The organism is Mesorhizobium sp. M5C.F.Ca.IN.020.29.1.1, assembly GCF_003997375.1.
In the GTDB taxonomy this organism is placed as follows: Bacteria; Pseudomonadota; Alphaproteobacteria; order Rhizobiales; family Rhizobiaceae; genus Mesorhizobium; species Mesorhizobium wenxiniae.
Window position 1 is genome coordinate 1 of sequence record NZ_RZSW01000070.1, and the last position, 17264, is coordinate 17264.

15 protein-coding genes, 1 tRNA gene and 1 pseudogene are annotated in these 17264 nt (G+C 62.7%); 6 read left to right on the forward strand and 11 right to left on the reverse strand.

Features of this window, described 5'->3' with window-relative positions; all coding sequences use genetic code 11:
* Together EOA85_RS08625 and EOA85_RS08630 are read right to left on the reverse strand one after the other, a co-directional pair.
* On the reverse strand, window positions 1-970 hold a 970-nt coding region (locus tag EOA85_RS08625; RefSeq protein WP_127209089.1), incomplete at its 3' end, for a polysaccharide pyruvyl transferase family protein.
* Between the two features lie 61 nt (window positions 971-1031).
* A complete protein-coding gene (locus tag EOA85_RS08630; protein ID WP_127209090.1) occupies window positions 1032-2516 on the reverse strand; it encodes a lipopolysaccharide biosynthesis protein in 1485 nt (494 codons plus the stop codon).
* A 297-nt stretch (window positions 2517-2813) separates the two neighbouring features.
* On the opposite strand from EOA85_RS08630, the gene EOA85_RS08635 reads away from it, so the two are divergent.
* Entirely contained in the window at window positions 2814-3680 is an 867-nt protein-coding gene (locus EOA85_RS08635; RefSeq protein WP_206523264.1) for a polysaccharide pyruvyl transferase family protein, read from the forward strand.
* On the opposite strand, the gene EOA85_RS08640 is transcribed toward EOA85_RS08635, so the two are convergent.
* Complete coding sequence (locus EOA85_RS08640; RefSeq protein ID WP_127209091.1) at window positions 3659-4747, reverse strand: hypothetical protein; 1089 nt, start codon at window positions 4745-4747, stop codon at window positions 3659-3661. The genes EOA85_RS08635 and EOA85_RS08640 overlap by 22 nt on opposite strands.
* A gap of 146 nt (window positions 4748-4893) precedes the next feature.
* Between EOA85_RS08640 and EOA85_RS08645 the strand changes: the two genes are divergently transcribed.
* Window positions 4894-4970, forward strand: a tRNA-Pro gene (locus EOA85_RS08645).
* 122 nt (window positions 4971-5092) lie between these two features.
* On the opposite strand, the pseudogene EOA85_RS08650 reads toward EOA85_RS08645, so the two are convergent.
* Window positions 5093-5928 (reverse strand): annotated as a pseudogene (locus EOA85_RS08650) (universal stress protein).
* Window positions 5929-6278: 350 nt separating this feature from the next.
* Between EOA85_RS08650 and EOA85_RS08655 the strand changes: the two are divergent.
* The 3 genes from EOA85_RS08655 to EOA85_RS08665 all read left to right on the forward strand — a co-directional run bounded on the left by EOA85_RS08655 (window position 6279) and on the right by EOA85_RS08665 (window position 8931).
* A complete protein-coding gene (locus EOA85_RS08655) occupies window positions 6279-7841 on the forward strand; it encodes a bifunctional aminoglycoside phosphotransferase/ATP-binding protein (protein WP_127209092.1) in 1563 nt (520 codons plus the stop codon).
* A 31-nt stretch (window positions 7842-7872) separates the two neighbouring features.
* The gene (gene trxC / locus EOA85_RS08660; protein WP_127209093.1) at window positions 7873-8322 is read left to right on the forward strand and encodes a thioredoxin TrxC; all 450 of its coding nucleotides are present in this window, start codon (window positions 7873-7875) and stop codon (window positions 8320-8322) included.
* A gap of 120 nt (window positions 8323-8442) precedes the next feature.
* Window positions 8443-8931: a nucleoside deaminase gene (locus tag EOA85_RS08665; RefSeq protein WP_095519927.1), complete on the forward strand. Its 489-nt coding sequence runs from the start codon at window positions 8443-8445 to the stop codon at window positions 8929-8931.
* 30 nt (window positions 8932-8961) lie between these two features.
* Here the strand turns inward: EOA85_RS08665 and EOA85_RS08670 are convergent, their stop codons facing one another.
* The 7 genes from EOA85_RS08670 to EOA85_RS08700 all read right to left on the reverse strand — a co-directional run bounded on the left by EOA85_RS08670 (window position 8962) and on the right by EOA85_RS08700 (window position 16150).
* Window positions 8962-9927, reverse strand: a complete 966-nt coding sequence (locus tag EOA85_RS08670) for an ABC transporter ATP-binding protein (RefSeq protein WP_127209094.1) — start codon at window positions 9925-9927, stop codon at window positions 8962-8964.
* Between the two features lie 2 nt (window positions 9928-9929).
* A complete protein-coding gene (locus EOA85_RS08675) occupies window positions 9930-10937 on the reverse strand; it encodes an ABC transporter ATP-binding protein (RefSeq protein WP_127209095.1) in 1008 nt (335 codons plus the stop codon).
* 2 nt (window positions 10938-10939) lie between these two features.
* Window positions 10940-11857, reverse strand: a complete 918-nt coding sequence (locus EOA85_RS08680; protein WP_127209096.1) for a dihydrodipicolinate synthase family protein — start codon at window positions 11855-11857, stop codon at window positions 10940-10942.
* 17 nt (window positions 11858-11874) lie between these two features.
* The gene (locus EOA85_RS08685) at window positions 11875-12777 is read right to left on the reverse strand and encodes an ABC transporter permease (protein WP_095519723.1); all 903 of its coding nucleotides are present in this window, start codon (window positions 12775-12777) and stop codon (window positions 11875-11877) included.
* Window positions 12777-13736, reverse strand: a complete 960-nt coding sequence (locus EOA85_RS08690; protein WP_127209097.1) for an ABC transporter permease — start codon at window positions 13734-13736, stop codon at window positions 12777-12779. Before EOA85_RS08690 ends, EOA85_RS08685 begins: the two co-directional genes overlap by 1 nt.
* A 79-nt stretch (window positions 13737-13815) precedes the next feature.
* The gene (locus EOA85_RS08695; RefSeq protein ID WP_127209098.1) at window positions 13816-15396 is read right to left on the reverse strand and encodes an ABC transporter substrate-binding protein; all 1581 of its coding nucleotides are present in this window, start codon (window positions 15394-15396) and stop codon (window positions 13816-13818) included.
* A 40-nt stretch (window positions 15397-15436) separates the two neighbouring features.
* A complete protein-coding gene (locus EOA85_RS08700) occupies window positions 15437-16150 on the reverse strand; it encodes a FadR/GntR family transcriptional regulator (protein WP_127209099.1) in 714 nt (237 codons plus the stop codon).
* Window positions 16151-16296: 146 nt separating this feature from the next.
* Between EOA85_RS08700 and EOA85_RS08705 the strand changes: the two genes are divergently transcribed.
* The coding region (locus EOA85_RS08705; protein WP_164759556.1) for a Gfo/Idh/MocA family oxidoreductase at window positions 16297-17264 on the forward strand (968 nt) is incomplete at its 3' end.

The window sequence follows — 17264 nt, forward strand, 5'->3', positions numbered from 1 at the left end:
CCCGGCCGATCCGGTCGTGGAGGGAGGTCGCTTTGTAGAAAGGGTCGGACCCGCCCGAAAATGCCGCCATGAACCGCCGTATCTTGCCGTAGCTGTTGTCGAGGACCGCATGCGGCCGACCGATCAGCAGCGAGCAGATATGGACGTGCAGGCGATCGGTGACGATCGCACGCCCGCGCGAAATCTGCCGGATGCCTCGCCGGAAGCGATTGTGCGCGGCCGCGTCCAGCTTGCGCAGCCGCACCTCTGCCGGCTTGAGCGCCAGTAGCGCGGAGGCAGCACCAATCGCCTTGGCGATGCGCACCTGCCGCGCAGATTCGGTGATCCAGTCCTCCATCGGAATGTCGGGGTAGGCCGAGCGATCCGCGTCACCTGCCTTCTCGAGGTCCGCCCTCAACATCGCCAGCACCGGAAACTCGGATGCTTCCGGTTCGAGCGCGCCGATGCAGAATGCCATATCTGGGCAAAGCCGCACCTCGCAATCGAAGTGCTTCTCCGCGAATGCCTTCGATTCCTCGTCGCGCACCAGGAGAACAAAGTTCTTGTGCCCGCCGATGATGCGCGCGCTCCTTTCCCGGCGCTCCTGCGACTTGTAGTGAATCGATTGCGGAAACTGGATGATCCGGCGGTTGGGGAATTGCTCGAGTACGCGCTCGCGGAAATCCTGATGCGTGATCCAGAGGTCGCCGAAATTGCCGCCGCCATGGATGAAGATCGGTCCAGTCGGGACGGCCCGTTCGAGATCCTCCGCCGAGAAGTCGCGCATGCGCGAGACATAGGCCGGCCGCTTGTCGTAGCGGTCTTTCAGGTAGGCCATCTCGCCGAGCCAGATGGCTGAGTCGCCGCAATTGCGGATATCCGGAAAGTCGAGGATCGCCAGCGGCTCGTCCGCCCGGACATAGTCCTTCAGGCAGTCATGGATCATGTCCTGCAACCTGTCGATCAGAACCGGAGGCGTTTCCACTGGCATTCCTCTTCCTCCATCTGGCCGACCGTTCGGCTCGTGTTGCAGCAAATCCGACGTGCTAGATTCAGCCATGGCGAACCTTCGACAGTATCTTGCCCAAGATGTTCAGGATTTCCCGCTCGGGGCCATCGGGCCGCTTCATCGACAGCCATAACCCGAAGCTCGACCCGCAATAGAGGACCGCGCCCAACGGAACGAGGATCGCCAGCTGCCAGGCAAGCCCCACGCTGTCGTTCGCCGCGGGCAGCCAGGTCGAGGCGAACAAGACGCCCGCGGCCATGATCGCGATGCTTGCGAGCGCACGCCCGTTGGCCGCCAGCTGCTCCAGCACCGTGACGCCGATGAAGTGCTTGACCAGCACCATGTTGACGAGCGCTCCGAGCAGTCCGGTGAACACTCGGCTGTAGATGACACCTTCGAGCCCGTAGAGCATGAGGGCGCCGAAGATGATCGGTACGCGGACGAACAGCATCTGCGTGTCCCGGACGAATAGAAGCCTCGTCTTGCCCTTCGCCATGCCGAGCGGCTGCACCAGCGAGCCCAGCGTCTGCAGGGCGTACACCGAGGCGAGCGACTGGATGATGAAGATTGCCGGCGCCCATTTTTCACCCAGCGTCAGCCTGACCAGGGGATCGGCGATCACCGCAACGCCGATGCCGGCAGGAAGCGCGATCGCGGCGACAAGTGCCTGGACGCGCTGATAGGCGGCGGCGAGGCGGCCTGGGTCGTCGCGAATTGTGGCGAAGCTCGGGTAGATCGTTTGGGTGAGCGGCGCCGTCGCCTCGCGTGTCGGCAGGCGGGCGAGATTGCTGCCGAAGGTGTAGTAGCCAAGCTGCGCATTGCCGAGCACCTTGCCGATCAGCAGGTGGTCGAAGCGCCAGTTGAGCGTGTTGACGATCTGGCCGGCCGTCAACCAGGCCGAGAAAGAGAAGAACTCCCGCATGTGCTTGAAGACGATCCTCGGGCGGAACGGCACCACCAGATAGGAGGTGACGAGATAGGTCGCCTGGCTCACGAGGGTACCCACCACGAGGGCCCAGTAGCTGTGGAAGATCATCGCGATGGCCACCGCCACGACGACCCCGACGAACTTCTGCGAAACGCTCAGCACGAATTCCTGCCAGAAGATCAGCTTGCGCTGCAGCATGATCAGCCGCGGATTCGTCATGCTGCCGAGCAGCACGCTGAAGCCCAGCGCAACCATGACGCCGAACAGGCGCGGGTCTTCATAGACCACCGATGCCGGCCAGGCACAGGCCGCGAAGAAAAGGCACAGTATCAGTCCGCGCGTGGCATTGAGGGTCCAGGCAGCGCTGAAATGCGATTCGGTGGGCGCCTCATGTCGGATGAGCGCCTGGGTGAGCGAGAGTTCGGTGACTGTGGTGACGATCAGGAGCATCGTCGTCGCCAATGCAACGAGGCCGAAATCGGCAGGCGAGAGGTACCACGCCAGCACGAAGGTGCTGAGCGTCGCCAGCCCGTTCACGATCGCTCGCGACAGGCTGAGCCACATGCTTCCCTTGATGAGCCGCCCGGTGATACTGCTCATGCTGCAGGCGATTCCCGATACTCTCAGCGCCATTTGGCGCTCTTGTTGCACCCCGAGCCGCAGCGCTTATACCGCGAACGAAGACGGGTAACGAGAACAAAGATCAGCGCCCATTTGCCGCACCGCACAATTACCGTGGAGAGCCGGCGCGGAGCGGATTTTTCACGTTTGCGGTGGCGCCGATTTGCCGCACTGCACAACGGCTCGCGTTGGTCGAGAATGAGGCCACACCCGCGGTCGAATGTGCTACACCGCTTCCGGTGGCGGGTCTGGCAGAGAGCAAGCCCGAGGGAAGAGGTGTTCGTTTTGCTGGAAGAGGCCGCCGTGGCTCAAGGTGTGAGGAAAATTGTCCGCAAGGTGCGCGGACTTGCTCGACGGGACAGAGGCTACGTGCCCCCTCCCCCGTTCCAGCCGAACACGATCGAGCTGTTCTACTGGAAGTCGCCCCTCGGCGTGAACTTCGGCGACTATCTCTCCTCGGTGATTGTCAACAAGATGGCGGCCGACGCCGGCTGCTTCCTGGACGAGGAACGTCCGAGGCCGGTAAGGCTCCTGGGCATAGGCTCGATCCTGCATTTCGCGCGCAACGGCGACGTCGTCTGGGGTTCCGGCATCAACGGCAAGATCCGAGACGAACGGCACGTGTTCAGCTCGCTCGACGTGCGCGCCGTCCGTGGTCCCCTCACCCGCGATTTTCTCATGCGGCGTGGCATTGACGTGCCCGAGGTGTTCGGCGACCCCGGGATCCTCGTTGCCGATCTTCTGGGTTCCCGTTTTCCGAAACCTGCCGAGCGCAAGACGCCGGTCGCGTTCGTCCCCAACTTGCACGACCTGCCGAAGATGGAGGGATGGGAAAACGTCGTCTCTCCACTCGACTATTGGGCGAGCGTGGTACGGCGCATTTCGGAAGCGAGCCATGTCATCTCGAGCTCGCTCCACGGGCTGGTTATTGCCGACGCGTTCGGCATTCCCTGTACGTATCTGCGCCTGTCGGAAGAAGAAAACACACTGAAATATGAGGACTATGTCCTCGGCGTCGGCCGCGCGCGACTGGACATCACGCGATCGCGCGAGGAAGCCGTCCGCGCGAGCCCGATGGGCAAGGCCCGGCCAGATCTCGCGAGGCTGAAGGCGAGCTTCCCCTACGATCTCTGGGATTGCTGAGAGGCCGTCGGGTTCGGCTCGACAGCAGCGCGCCGCGCGGTCAGCGATTTCAGGAAGCGCGTGACATCCGATCCGACCCTCGTCCACTCAAATGGCGACAGATCCGGGCGCGGCGACGTGGACTTGCGGAGTGCGGCGAGGAAGCTCTCGAGAGTGGCGGCCGATATTTCGCCGTCGAACAGATGCACCCACTCGGCTCCGACCACCTCCTGAAGCTCCGGCAGGCTGCCGATCCGCGGGGCCAGGAGCGGCTTGTTGCGCCCGAGCGAATGCAAGGCGACGCCGCTGTTCAGGATGTTGCGGTATGGCAGCACGACGGCGTCGTGTGAATCGATGACGCGCTCTAACTCGTCGTCCGGCACGAACTCCCTTCGGATGTCCAGCTTGATCCGCTTGTCGTCGCCCGCGGCTGTGCGGATCCTGCGTTCGAGATCCTCGTCCGGGCAAACGCCGATCACCGTGAGCGAAAACGCGGCCGTCGCCTTGCGGGCCTCGGTAACCAGCTTTTCGACGTTCTTGTACTCCCTGATCAGTCCGAAGAAGAGAAGCCTGTTGTGTCGCTCGGATGGTCTGGCGTCCCGCGGCGGTTCGGCGACCGATTCATAACGACCATGGACCGTGACCAGCGTGGCGAGCGAACGGGCCGCGGGATGCAGGCGATGCAACTCGCGGCGGGAATGTTCGGAGAGGAGGATCACGCCGTCGAGCAGCTTCAGAAACAGGTAGGTGGTCAGCCCCGATTTCAAGCTGCCGCCGTCATGGGGCTCCAGGTTGTGTACCACCCACAGAAACCTGGTTCCGTGAAAGACCCTGTCCCAGAGCATGCGGCCGAGAAGCTTGAGCGTCGCCTTGCGGCTGCTCGGCCGAAAGAATTCAGTCGGCCAGTGGAAGAGGACGATGTCGTAGCGGCCGCGGCCCAGGTGCTCCCAGTCGAACTGAACCCGCTCGAAGCTTGTGCCGTCGATGTGGTCGGAGAAGAGACCCGTAAAGCTGTTGCCCGGAGCATTGAGGGGTTTCAGCGCCAGAACAGGTTTCTGCGCGAAATGTGGCTTGTCGGTCATCGGCAATGTTCCGTGGCAACGCTTGATCCCGAAGGGGAGCCTAGGCCTGTCCCGTGCCAGCGCAAGCGCGGGTGTCGGGTCAATTGGTCGCGGCTTCTGACCCGACGCGTTCAGGAACGAAGTGCGGCGGCCATAAGCCCGCGGTCCGGTCACGGAGTGTAGCGCAGCCTGGTAGCGCACATTGTTCGGGACGATGGGGTCGCAGGGTCAAATCCTGCCACTCCGACCAGAAAAAACAAGCACTTAGCTTTTTCCCGAAGCGCCTCCCACCTGAAACCCTACCTGAGACTCACTCGCGAGCCCAACTCTTCTGCGCGTTTTCGGGCTTGACCATGCCGTATTGGCCGGCGGTTAACGCGCCATAAGGATCGGCATCGACGGGTCTTCAAGCATCGAGATGGTGACGCCGCCGAAGATGCGCTCGCGCAACCGGGAATGACCATAGGCGCCCATCACCATCAGATCGGCGGCGATGTCGACCGCGTGCCTGCGAAGCACGTCGGCGACTGAATGATCCAAGCTGGGCAGCCGGTCGACCGTGACATTCACGCCATGCCGCGCGAGATAGGCGGCGGCGTCGGCTCCGGGTTCGGCCCCGTGGCGGTATTGGTCCTCCACCGGATCGACCATGACAAGGCGCACCTCTTCGGCACCTGGCAGCATGTTGAGAGATTCGCGGACGGCACGCGATGACTCCAGACGAGCGTCCCATGCAATCAGCACGCGTTTCGGCTTCAGTGTCGGCCGTGACCCCTCGGGGATGAGCAGCAAGGGCTTTCCTGAAGAAAACAACGCGCCTTCGATCGCTTGCTTTTCAGCGTTTCATTGGCAAGCAACTCCGGTCCAATAACCGTAATGTCGGCGTAGCGGGCACGGCGGCCAATGGTGTCGTCGGCCCAGCCGGCTTCCGGATATTCGTTGGAGACATCGGCCGAAAGCACCCTGCCGGCGAGAAAAGCCGACACGGCGGCGGTTCGCTTCTTCAACAGATTCTCGTCGGCCTGACGCTCCTCGAGCCAGGCTTCCGAAACGACTGCGGCATACTCCCCGACCGGTGGCGGCGCAGCTACGGCAACGACCAGAACCGCAAGATGGGCGCCGATTTCGTTGCACAGGTCGGCGGCCAGCCTGAGATCGTCGTCGCCCTTGTCCGGCCCCGTGACGGTAAGTATCGTCCTGAAAGCCATGGCGGCTGCTCCCGATCTTGCCTCAAAGTCCAATCGTCGTTGCAACAACAGCGAGACGGCTCGGCGCGTTCCTAGCGCTGAGACAAGAACGTCGCCGCGCATCATTTTGATCCGTATCAACACGCTCACGTGCCGGAACATGGCGATCGCGATATGCCGTTGTGGGGCCGCCAATGTCTTGCGAAGGACGCCAACAAATACGGCCGAACGCCGGGGAAGTCGCACTAGGGAACGCATCCGTGACTTGGCTGGTTATATCCAGACGCTGCAGCAGGAAGGGCCCGATGGCGCGGAATTTCAGCGACCACGCCCATCGGATTCCAGGGTGGATACAAACAAAGAGGCATCCGATGATCGTCGAAGATCAGGAATCCGTGGTCGCGATGTTGATGGACCCTGCCGCATATGGCGAGACTGGGCCGGTCGAGGCGATCGAAACCCATATCTCGCGCATCTTCCTGGTTGGCCAGCGCGCCTACAAGATCAAGCGAGCTGTAAAGCTGCCCTATGTCGACTTCTCGACCCCGGTGCTGCGGCTCGCCGCTTGCGAGAAGGAGGTGGAGCTTAACTCCAAGACCGCGCCCGGCCTCTATCTGGGTGTGCGGCGCGTCACGCGAGAGGCCGACGGCAAGCTCGCCTTCGACGGGAGCGGTGAACTGGTCGATGCGACGATCGAAATGGTCCGCTTCGAACAGTCGAAGCTGCTCGATCGAATGGCAGTCGGTGGCGAACTGACGCCTGCGCTGATGACGACGGTCGCGCGCATGATCGTGCGCTATCATCGCGGCGCGCCGGAGGTCCACAAGGGCAGCGGATCCTCGAACCTGGCAGGCGTGCTCGCCATCAACGAAGCCGGCTTTGCCACCAGCCATGTTTTCGACGAAGCCGAGATCAACGCATTCACCGGGATTTTCAGCACCGCCCTTGTCCGTCATCGCGAACTGCTCGACCGGCGGGAAGCGGCAGGCAAGATCCGGCGATGCCACGGCGATCTGCATCTGCGCAACATCTGTCTCTTCGACGGAGAGCCCCGCCTCTTCGATTGCATCGAATTCAATGACCAGATCTCCAGCATCGATGTGCTTTACGATCTGGCCTTCCTGCTGATGGACCTCTGGCATCGCGGCTTTCCGGAACTCGCCAACCTGGTGATGAACCGCTACCTCGACGAGGCAGACGACGAGGACGGCTTCATTCTCCTGCCGTTTTTCATGGCAGTGCGGGCCGCAGTGCGCGCGCACGTCACCGCAACCCAGATCGAGGAAGGCAGTGCCGATTCCGGCGGGCTGATTGCCGAGGCGAGATCCTATTTCGAGCTTGCCCGAACACTTCTCCAGGCAAGGCCTCCTCGGCTGATCGCTATCGGCGGCTTGAGTGGTTCCGGCAAGACGGCCGTTGCCGAGGCACTCGCCGCGCATGTCGGCGCGCCGCCCGGCGCCCGCATTGTCGAGAGCGATCGCATCCGCAAAGCGATGCACGGGGTGCCGGCTGAGACGAAGCTGCCGGACAGGGCTTATCGACCGGAGGTGTCCGACCGCGTCTACCGCGAAATGGCATGGCGCGCCGACTTGATCCTTTCCGAAGGCGGTTCGGTGGTCGCCGATGCCGTCTTCGACAGGCCGGCCGATCGCGACCGCATCGAGAAGGTGGCAAACGGCAGAGACGTTGCTTTCGCCGGATTCTGGCTGGAAGCGGATCCGCTTGTTCTTTGGCGACGGGTGAGCGAGCGCAGCGGCGGTCCTTCCGACGCCACTGTTGACATCTTGTCGCGGCAATTGCAACGAAAGGCCACCCCGTCCACCTGGCGCAAGGTCGACGCCGATCGAAAGCTCGCCGACATCGCCGCCGAGTTGGCGAGCGTTTCGGACGCGGCCGCTCCTGCGCAGGGTACTGCACTCAAGACAGCATCGTGACGGCGACGCGCATAAATATGGGTGAATGGGCATGACGCAGGAAAAACTGGTGGTTTGCGGCAAGTGCGGCGGGGTCAATCGCCTGCCGCCGGGACGGGATGCCGGGGACGCGAAATGCGGAAAGTGCGGCTCTAAACTGTTCTCGCGTCACCCGGCAGACGTCGACGCACAGAGCTTCGATCGCCAGGTCAAACGAAGCAGTCTCCCCGTTGTCGTCGACATCTGGGCACCATGGTGCGGCCCCTGCAAGATGATGGCGCCGGCCTATGAAGCAGCAGCAAACGAACTGGAGCCGCACGTTCGCCTGATCAAGCTCAATTCCGACAATGAGCAGGTCGTTGCAGCCAGGCTCGGCATTCGCAGCATCCCGACCATGATCCTCTTCCATGGCGGACAGGAGATTGCGCGCACATCCGGCGCCATGACGGCGGGGCAGATCGTCAGGTGGATCCGCGATCACCTGCCGACGGCCGCGGCCTGAAAGTCGGCACACTGTCGATGATCGCCGTGGAGCGCAGAAAGCGAGCGCAGAAAGGCATATGACTTGAGTCGCCGGATTGTCCGGCACTATGATCAAACGGCACTGCCGGAGGATCTACCGATGCCACAACGCCCCTATGATGAGCGCCTGCTCCGTCAGGCGTTCGAAGTCGCGCGCAAGGCCCGCGATGCTGGCGAACATCCCTTTGGTTCGCTCCTCGCTGACAAAGACGGCAATGTGTTGCGCGAGCAACTCAACGGTTACAAATCCGGAGGGGGCGACCGCACCGCTCATGCCGAAAGGCTGCTGGCCTCGTGGGCGGGGATGAATTTCAGTCTTGAAAAGCTGGCCTCCTGCACACTCTACACTTCGGCCGAACCTTGCGCGATGTGCTCCGGGACAATCTATTGGGCGGGTATCGGACGCGTCGTGTTCGGGCTGGCTGAGCATGACATGAAGGCACTGACGGGTGCACACGTCGAGAATCCCACACTCGACCTGCCCTGCACGGTCGTTTTCGAAGCTGGGCAGCGCCCGACTGAAGTCGTCGGCCCGCTGCTTGCCGATGAAGCGGCGCAACTCCAGGCCGATTTCTGGAAAGACAAGTAGCTCAATTGCCGCGCGGCAAACGAGTGAGTGCTAGGCGATGTCGTCGCGAATGCAGGCCTTCAGATGGCCATCGGACGTTGCCCGCAGCGGTGGGACAATGCCAGCACAAGCGTCCAGGGCAACCGGGCAACGGGTTCGGAAAACACACCCGGTTGGCGGATTTGCGGGGCTTGGAATGTCGCCCTTCAGCACCTGCCGGCCTTGCTTGACCAGTGGGTCGAGCGATGGAATGGCCGAGAGCAGCGCGCGCGTATAGGGATGCTGCGGCCGCGCATAGAGCGCGGCCGCCGGCGCAACTTCCATGATGCGGCCGAGATAGAGAACGATCACCGTGTCGCAGATATACTCGACGACGGCCAGGTCATGCGAAATGAACAGCATGGTCAGACCGAGCCGGACCTGCAGGTCGCGCAGAAGATTTACGATTTGCGCCTGAATGGAGACATCGAGGGCAGAGACCGGCTCGTCGGCGACGATGAATTCGGGTTCGAGCGTAATCGCCCGTGCGATGCCGATGCGCTGACGCTGCCCGCCCGAAAATTCGTGGGCGTAGCGATCATAGGCATCGACTGGCAACTCGACCGCAGCAAGTGCCTTCTCCGCCCTCGCCCGCCGCTCGCGCCTGTTGCCGATGCTCTGAATATCCAGGCCTTCGGTCAGGATCTGCCCGATGGTCATGCGCGGAGACAGGCTGGCGAACGGATCCTGGAAAATATACTGCATCTTTCGGCGCTGGCGAGCCAGCGGCCCGGCGCTCAGCTTGGTGATATCGATGCCGTCAAAGCTTATTTCGCCGGATGTCGGCTCGATGAGACGCAGCACCGAGCGGCCGATCGTGGTCTTGCCCGATCCGGATTCACCGACGAGGCCGACCACCTGGCCGCGCGCAATATCGAAGGAAATATCTTCCAGCGCCCTGACGACGGGACCGCGCGAGAACGCCGTCGGCGCAAAATGCTTGGTCAGATTCCTGACCGAAAGGAAGGGGGCATTCATCGTCAGAGATCCTTCCAACGCAAACAACGGCTGTGCTGGGTCGACGTCGCCGCGAACAATGGCGGCACCGCGGCGCGGCAGGCATCGACAGCCATGGCGCAACGCGGCGCGAAGGAGCAGCCCTTAGGCAGCAAGGCCAGCGACGGAACATTGCCGGCGATGGTCGGAAGCGGCGTTCCTGCTGCCTTCAGCGAGGTGGCCTGGCCAAGCCGTGGCACCGAACGCATCAGCCCCGCGGTGTAGGGATGACGCGGACGAGTGAACACCTCGCTCACCGGTCCCGATTCCACGATGCGCCCCGCATACATCACCGCGACCCGGTCGGCGATCTCGGCAACGACGCCCAGATTGTGCGTGACGAACAGAATGCCCATGCCGCGCTGCGCCTGCAGCTCGGCCAGCAGGTCGAGAATCTGGGCCTGGATGGTGACGTCGAGCGCGGTAGTCGGCTCGTCGGCGATCAGCAAGGTCGGATTGCAGGATAAGGCCATGGCGATGGTGGCGCGCTGGCGCATCCCTCCCGAGAGCTCATGCGGGTATTGCCGCGCCCGCCGATCGGGATCGGGAATGCCGACCTGAGCCAGCAGCCGCACGGCGTCGGCGGCCGCATCGCAATGCGACTTGCCAAGATGGATGCGGATCGGCTCGGCGATCTGTTCGCCAATCGTGTAGACCGGATTGAGGCTGGTCATCGGCTCTTGGAACACCATGCCGATGTCGTTGCCGCGCACCTTGCGCAGCGACTCAGGATCGAGGCCGGTCAGCTCGGTGACCGTGCCATCCCTGCGCCGCAGCGCGATCGATCCCTCGGCGATGTGTCCGATCTTCTTCGGCAGCAGGCCGATGATCGACAGGCTGGTGACGGACTTGCCCGATCCGGACTCGCCGACGAGCGCGACCGTTTCACCCGATCCGATCGTCAGATCGAGGTCCTGCACGGCGGCAATGTCGCGTCCCGCGATACGGAACACCGCCCGCAGACCGGAAATCGAGAGAATCGGAGCGTCCACGGTCAGCGCAGCAACCCGACGTCGCGAAGGACAATTTCGACCTTTGTGGTTTCCTCGTCGTTCAAGCTGCGTTGCGGCCGCGCCATGGTGTTGGAGGCGATGATGCCGAGGCTCTTCATCGCGGTCTTGAAAGCGCCAACGCCGGCCGAGCCGGCGCTTGTCCTGCCGAGCGAGATCCAGACGATCTCGAACAGCTTCAACAGCCGCTCCTGTTCCACGCGGGCTTCGGCGTGCTGACCCGTCTGCATCAGAGTCCACAGCTTGACGTAGCCGTGCGGGTCGACATTGGCGAGGCCCGGCACGACACCATGCGCGCCCATGGCTAGCACGCTGTCGACCAGGATCTCGGATCCGGTCATGCCGAAGAAATTCGGATCGTCGGCCATATCCTTGAGCACATAACGCAGGTTGCCGTCATCGCCGCTGGAATCCTTGATGCCGGCGATAGCGCCCTCGCTAGCAAGGGCAACGGTGGTCTTACGCTCCAGCTTGACATGGACGCAGACCGGAATGTCGTAGGCGATGATTGGAATGTCGACCGCGTCCTTGATATAGCGGAAGTGGTCGCCGATCTCGGGCTGGCTGGTGCGGGCATAAAACGGCGCGGTGACCACGATGGCGTCGGCACCGGCCAATCTGGCTATCTTGGCATGGTTGATGACACGATCGGTTGTCGGGTCGATGACCCCGGCGAAGATCGGAACGCGGCCGTTGTTGACCTTGACCGCGTGCTCGATGATGGCCCTGCGGCCGGGCTCGTCATGGAAGACCACCTCGCTGGTCGAGCCGAGCACGAAGAGCCCGTGTACCCCGCCGTCGAGCAGGTTCTCAATCGTCCGCGTGAACGACGGGAAGTCGACGCTGAAATCGGCATTGAGCGGGGTGACGACAGGTGGCACGACACCGGTAAACAGGGGCATTTTGAAAAACCTTTGGGTCAGTTGAGATCGGAACGAGGGTCGAATGCATCGCGCAGGCCATCGCCGATGAAGTTGATGGCCAGGACGGTGAGCACAAGCACGGCGCCGGGAAACATCCATTGCCAGGGATATTGTTCGAGCACCACGGTGGAGCGGGCGAGATTGAGCATGTTGCCCCAGCTGGCTTCGGGCGGCGCGATGCCGAGGCCGAGAAAGGAGAGACCGGCTTCGAGCAGAATGGCATTGGCGATCTGCAGCGTGGCGTAGACGACAAGAATATCGATGCAGTTGGGCAGGCCGTGACGGAACAGGAGATGCGGCAGCCCCGCCCCCATGCCGCGGGCGGCGACGACGAAGTCACGCTCGCGCAGCTCGAGCAGCCGGGCGCGCACCATGCGCGACAGCACCGGCCATGAGAGCAGCGAGATCACCAGGATGGTCGGCGCGATGCCGGTGCCCGCGATCGAAGCGAGCACAAGCAGGAAGATCACCGGCGGCAGCGTCATTGCGAGATCGACGAAGCGCATCACCGTGCCGTCGACAAGACGCCCGCCGAAGCTGGCGACGGCGCCGACCAGGAAGCCGATGACGATCGAGATGGCGACGGAGCAGACGGCGACCAGCAGCGATATCCGCCCGCCTTGCATCAGCCGGGCCATGACGTCGCGGCCGACGCCGTCGCTGCCTAGCCAATGAATGGCGGACGGTCCCTTGTTGATCGCCCTGAGATCGATGGCATTGGGGCTGAACGGCCACCATAAATGATAGGTCGAAACCGCCAGCAGGATGGGAACGACGATAAGCAGACCGGCGCGCGCCGCACGATTTTCAAAGAAGCGGTCGAGCGCGCGGCGGAGCGGTCCTTTGGTTTGCGGCGCGGCTGTCGGGTCGACGGTCGGATCTCGCGCGGTGATCGTCATCACGACACCTGAATGCGCGGGTCGACGACGGCATAGACGATATCGGTCAGGAGATTCACCAAAATGACGCAGATGCCGATCACCAGAGTGGCGCCCATGATCACCGGGTAATCCCGTGTGCCGACCGCGTTGACCAGCAGCAGGCCCATGCCCGGCCAGTTGAACACGCTTTCGAGGAAAATGGCGCCGCCGATCGCGATGCCGACCGTCGAGCCGATCAGGGTGATAACTGGCAAAAGCGCATTGCGCGTCGCGTGCTTGATGATCACCCAGAATTCGCGCACTCCCTTGGCACGCGCGGTTCGCACATAATCCTGGTTGAGCACTTCCAGCAGCGACGCGCGCATGTAGCGCATGATCAGCGCGGCGTGTCCAATGGACAGCAGGCAGGCGGGCAGGACGAGGTGCGCGAGTACGTCCGATACGGAAAAAGGTGCGCCGGCGGTCTGCATGCCGCCTGATGGCGCCCAGCGCAGCAACACCGAGAAAAAGTACAGCCCGAGAAGTGCCGTCAGAAAAGCCGGGCTGGAGATGCCGACGAAGGCAACCACCGACAGGATGATGTCGGGCAGCGCGTTACGGCGGACGGCGGAGAAAATGCCGGCGGAAATGCCGAGCACGATGGCGATGGTCAGGCCCGTACCCATCAACAGCGCGGTTGGGCCGATGCGCTCCATGACCAGGGGCAGCACGGCAACGCCGCTGCGTTGGATCGAATAGCCGAAGTCGCCGCTGAGTGCTGCGCGAAGCCAAGCGAGGTATTGCACGGGAAGCGGCTGGTCGAGCCCAAGCCGGTCGCGCAGGACTTCGAGGTCGGAAGCAGACATCGGGCTGGACGGGTTGATATACGCGTCGATCGGATCGCCGGGCGCCAGTCGCAGAAGGATGAAGATGAGGACGCTCAAGGCGACCAGCATCAACAGTCCTGTAGCGCTGCGGCGGGCAATGAAACTCAGCATTGGCGGTCCGTGGTGATGATGAGAGGAGCCGGCATCAGGCCGGCTCCTTGCAAAAGCGGGCCTGGCCCGCCAAGCGCTTTTACTGGATATCCCAGCGTTCCGGGTGAGCCGCATAAGGACCGCCGGCCGGCGCCGGCGTCCAGACGAAGTCACGCAGCTTGTTGGAGGCGACGCCATAGCGGTTGGCCACCCATAATGTCGCCCAGGGCAGATCCTTGTTCATCACCTTGCAGACTTCCTGCCACGATTTATCGATCTTGGCCGGATCGGTCTGGCCGAGCGCAGCGTCCAATGCAGCGCTCAGATCGTCGAACTCGATGCGCATGGTGTTGAAGCCTGCCGGCGGAATCTGGGACTTGTTGAGACCAGGGCTGATGCCAGCCGGATTCGGACCGTTCTGCAGGCCGGCATAGACCATCGCAAATGCGTTCCAGTCCGGCGTCCCTTCCTTGTAGACGATGCCGTTATAGGTCGGCGTATCGACGACACGCGGCACCACATTGATCCCGACCTCGGCCAGCATCGACTGGATGGCGGCCATCACATTGGCCGCTTGCGGCGAGCCGTAATAGGTCAGCAAGGTGATGGGTTTGTCGCCGTTGATCTTTTCCCAGCCCGCCTCGGCAAGCAGAGCCTTGGCCTTTGCCGGATCGTACGCATAGGGTTCGAGGCCTTCGGGGAGCAGATGCGGCGCGACGTAGCCGCAGTTGGCCGGTTTGGCCGCGCCGCCATAGAGGCTCTCGATGATGGCATTGCGATCGATTGCGTGCATGATCGCCTGGCGGACGCGAACATCCTTAAAGAGCTCGACCTTCTGGTTGAGGCCGATGTAGTTGACCACATAAGAAGCGCCCTCGATCACCTTGAAATTGCTGTCGCTCTTGAAGGATACCGCGTCGTCGGGCTCGACATAGGTGAACTGGATTTCGCCGGCGCGCAGCGCGGCAACGGCCGCCGCCGGGCTCTCGAAATACCGGTTGATGAGCACATCGACCTTCGGCTTGCCGCTGCGATAGTCGTCATCCGCGGCCAGCTCGACACATTGATCGCTGACATAGCGATTGAATTTGAAGGGGCCGGTGCCGACCGGCGTGGTGGACCACCAGGTGCTTGTGGCCAGCGTTTCTGGCGGCATCCCGGCCAGAGCATGCTCCGGCAGGATCATCACCTGCGAGAGAATGGACAGGAAGGAGCCGTTGGGCTTCGACAATTTGACGACCACGGTGCGATCGTCCGGCGCGTCGACCGACGCGATGTCGCCGAGACGCGCGGCAAACAAGCTGCCGGAGGCTTTGTTCCTGGCGAGTTCAAGCGTAAACTTGACATCCTTGGATGTGAACGGCTTGCCGTCGTGCCAGGTCTCTTGGACAAGGTTGAACGCATAGGTCAGTTGGTCGTCGCCGACCGTGTAGTCCTTGGCCAGATCGCCTTCGAGTTCGGTCAGTTCGGCGTTGTAGATCACCAGCGGTTCAAAATAGGTGCTGAGCCAGGTAAAGCCGCCGGTCGCAGCCAGCGGGTTGAAATTCTTGGGAAAGCCGCCGGGGCCGACGTCGAAACCCCCGGTTATGGTCTTGGCGCCCTGTGCCTGGACGCTGGTGGCCAGGCCGCCGAGCAGCAGTCCGGTGATGGCCAGATGACGAGCGATAGTCTTGATGCGCATGGTTTCCTCCCTTGGCATTGTCAGGTAGTTCGGCGTTGGGTCAGGTGGTTCGGTTTTTGGCGATGACTTGCTGAATCCCCCTGTAGTGGTCGTCGAGGCGCTGACGCGCCCGGTCGACATCCTTGGCGGCGACGGCCTCGACGATCTCGTGATGGTCGCGCCATGTCGCCAGCGGTGTCGGATTGTCGAGGCTGGTGAAATTCGAGGCCTTGTTGAACGCCACCCAAAAAATGTCGATCAGCGCGCTCAGCATGTGATTGTTCTGGCAGCGGAACAGCAGCTGGTGGAATTGCTGGTCCTCTTCGGCAAAGCTCTCCTGGCGCTCGGCGCGCCGCCGCATGCTTTCGGTCAGCTGGCGCAGCGCGGTGATGTCTTCGGCGCTGATCATCTCGATGGTCTTGGCGATGAGGCCGGTTTCAAGGACGCGGCGGATCTCGCGCAGCTCCTCCACGTCGCGCAACGAATCCTGCAGGCCATATGCCAAATTATCCAGCAAAGGCTTGAACGAGAATTCCTTGACGAACACGCCGATGCCGCGACGCGTCTCCAAAATACCGATCGACTCCAGCGCTTTGATCGCTTCCCGCACCGAGTTGCGGCCGACGCCGAGCCGCTGCGCCAGGAAGGTCTCCGGAGGCAAGGGATCGCCTGCCTTGAGCTTGTTGCTCTGGATATAGTTCCTGAGGCTCTCCTGCACGCTGACGTGAAGCAGCGGCGGTCGGGTCAGCGGTTCGATCGACTTGGGTTCCGACATGGATTTGGGTTCCGAGATCGATTTGGGTTCCGACATTTTGCTCCAAGCGCCGCCGCAATTGCGCCGATGGCGCGCCGCAAAGCGGTCGATGCTTGTAGCATAGCGACTTGTAGGATATCCTGCAAGCAGGAGGATACACCACTGAAATGAAGATTGTCCTGGCCGGCTCAAGCCATTGGCACGCCGAAATGCATCTCGACGCTGCACACTCATGTGACGCCGAAATAGCCGGCATTTGGGATGAGGGCACGGAGCATGCGCGCCGCTTCGCGACGCGTCATCATCTGCCGTTCATTGCGGATTTTGCGAAAATCCTCTCCAGCCCGCCGGACGTGATCCTGCTGATGGGACATCCTTCGACCGTACCGGCGCGGGCGCGGGCTGTCATCGAAGCTGGCATACCGCTGATCCTGGAGAAGCCGGCGGCGAGCAGCACCGGAGCGTTGGCCGCGCTGCGCGACCTGGCGAGGCAGCACCGGGCCTTTGTCAGCGTTCCCCTGCCCAACCGCTTTGGACCGGCCGTCACCGCCTTTGAACGGCTGCGCCAGCAAGGCCGGGCCGGTGCGGTTGCGCATTGCCAGTTCCGCCTGGTCAATGGCCCGCCGCAGCGCTACGCGGCCGAAGGCGTCGCCTGGGTCGTGGATCCCGCGATCGGCGGCGGCGGCGCGCTGAGGAACCTCGGCATACACGGCGTCGACGCCGCGCTCAGTCTGGCAACCGGCCGGCTCGGGCTCAAAGCCGTTTCGATCGAGAACCGCATTCACCGCGCCCCGGTCGAGGACCATGCGCTGCTTGTACTGGAAGACTCTGCCGGAGCGTTGTTCGTCGTCGAGGCAGGATACACTTTCGCGTCAATGCGCCCCGGCGGCGACTTCGAATGGCGCATCGTCAGTGAGAATGCGACCCTCATCGACTATGGCGACCGCGCCATCTGTGCGACACTTGACGATGGCGCTATCGTTGACTTGCCGGTCGAATTGCCGGCGACGCGCTACCGCCTGTGCATGAGCGACACGCTCTCCCGGCTGACTCGAAAAGCGCCGCCGGCGATTTCGATCGATGACTATGTTGCGGCGATGTCGCTGATCGATGCCGCGTATGAAAAGACAGGACG

What these genes read in the sequence shown, in the direction of transcription:
- EOA85_RS08630 (WP_127209090.1), bottom strand. Translation starts at nt 2,516, where the DNA reads ATGAGCAGTATCACCGGGCGGCTCATCAAGGGAAGCATGTGGCTCAGC.
- EOA85_RS08655 (WP_127209092.1), top strand. Translation starts at nt 6,279, where the DNA reads ATGATCGTCGAAGATCAGGAATCCGTGGTCGCGATGTTGATGGACCCT.
- trxC (WP_127209093.1), top strand. Translation starts at nt 7,873, where the DNA reads ATGACGCAGGAAAAACTGGTGGTTTGCGGCAAGTGCGGCGGGGTCAAT.
- EOA85_RS08665 (WP_095519927.1), top strand. Translation starts at nt 8,443, where the DNA reads ATGCCACAACGCCCCTATGATGAGCGCCTGCTCCGTCAGGCGTTCGAA.
- EOA85_RS08670 (WP_127209094.1), bottom strand. Translation starts at nt 9,927, where the DNA reads ATGAATGCCCCCTTCCTTTCGGTCAGGAATCTGACCAAGCATTTTGCG.
- EOA85_RS08680 (WP_127209096.1), bottom strand. Translation starts at nt 11,857, where the DNA reads ATGCCCCTGTTTACCGGTGTCGTGCCACCTGTCGTCACCCCGCTCAAT.
- EOA85_RS08685 (WP_095519723.1), bottom strand. Translation starts at nt 12,777, where the DNA reads ATGACGATCACCGCGCGAGATCCGACCGTCGACCCGACAGCCGCGCCG.
- EOA85_RS08690 (WP_127209097.1), bottom strand. Translation starts at nt 13,736, where the DNA reads ATGCTGAGTTTCATTGCCCGCCGCAGCGCTACAGGACTGTTGATGCTG.
- EOA85_RS08695 (WP_127209098.1), bottom strand. Translation starts at nt 15,396, where the DNA reads ATGCGCATCAAGACTATCGCTCGTCATCTGGCCATCACCGGACTGCTG.
- EOA85_RS08700 (WP_127209099.1), bottom strand. Translation starts at nt 16,150, where the DNA reads ATGTCGGAACCCAAGTCGATCGAACCGCTGACCCGACCGCCGCTGCTT.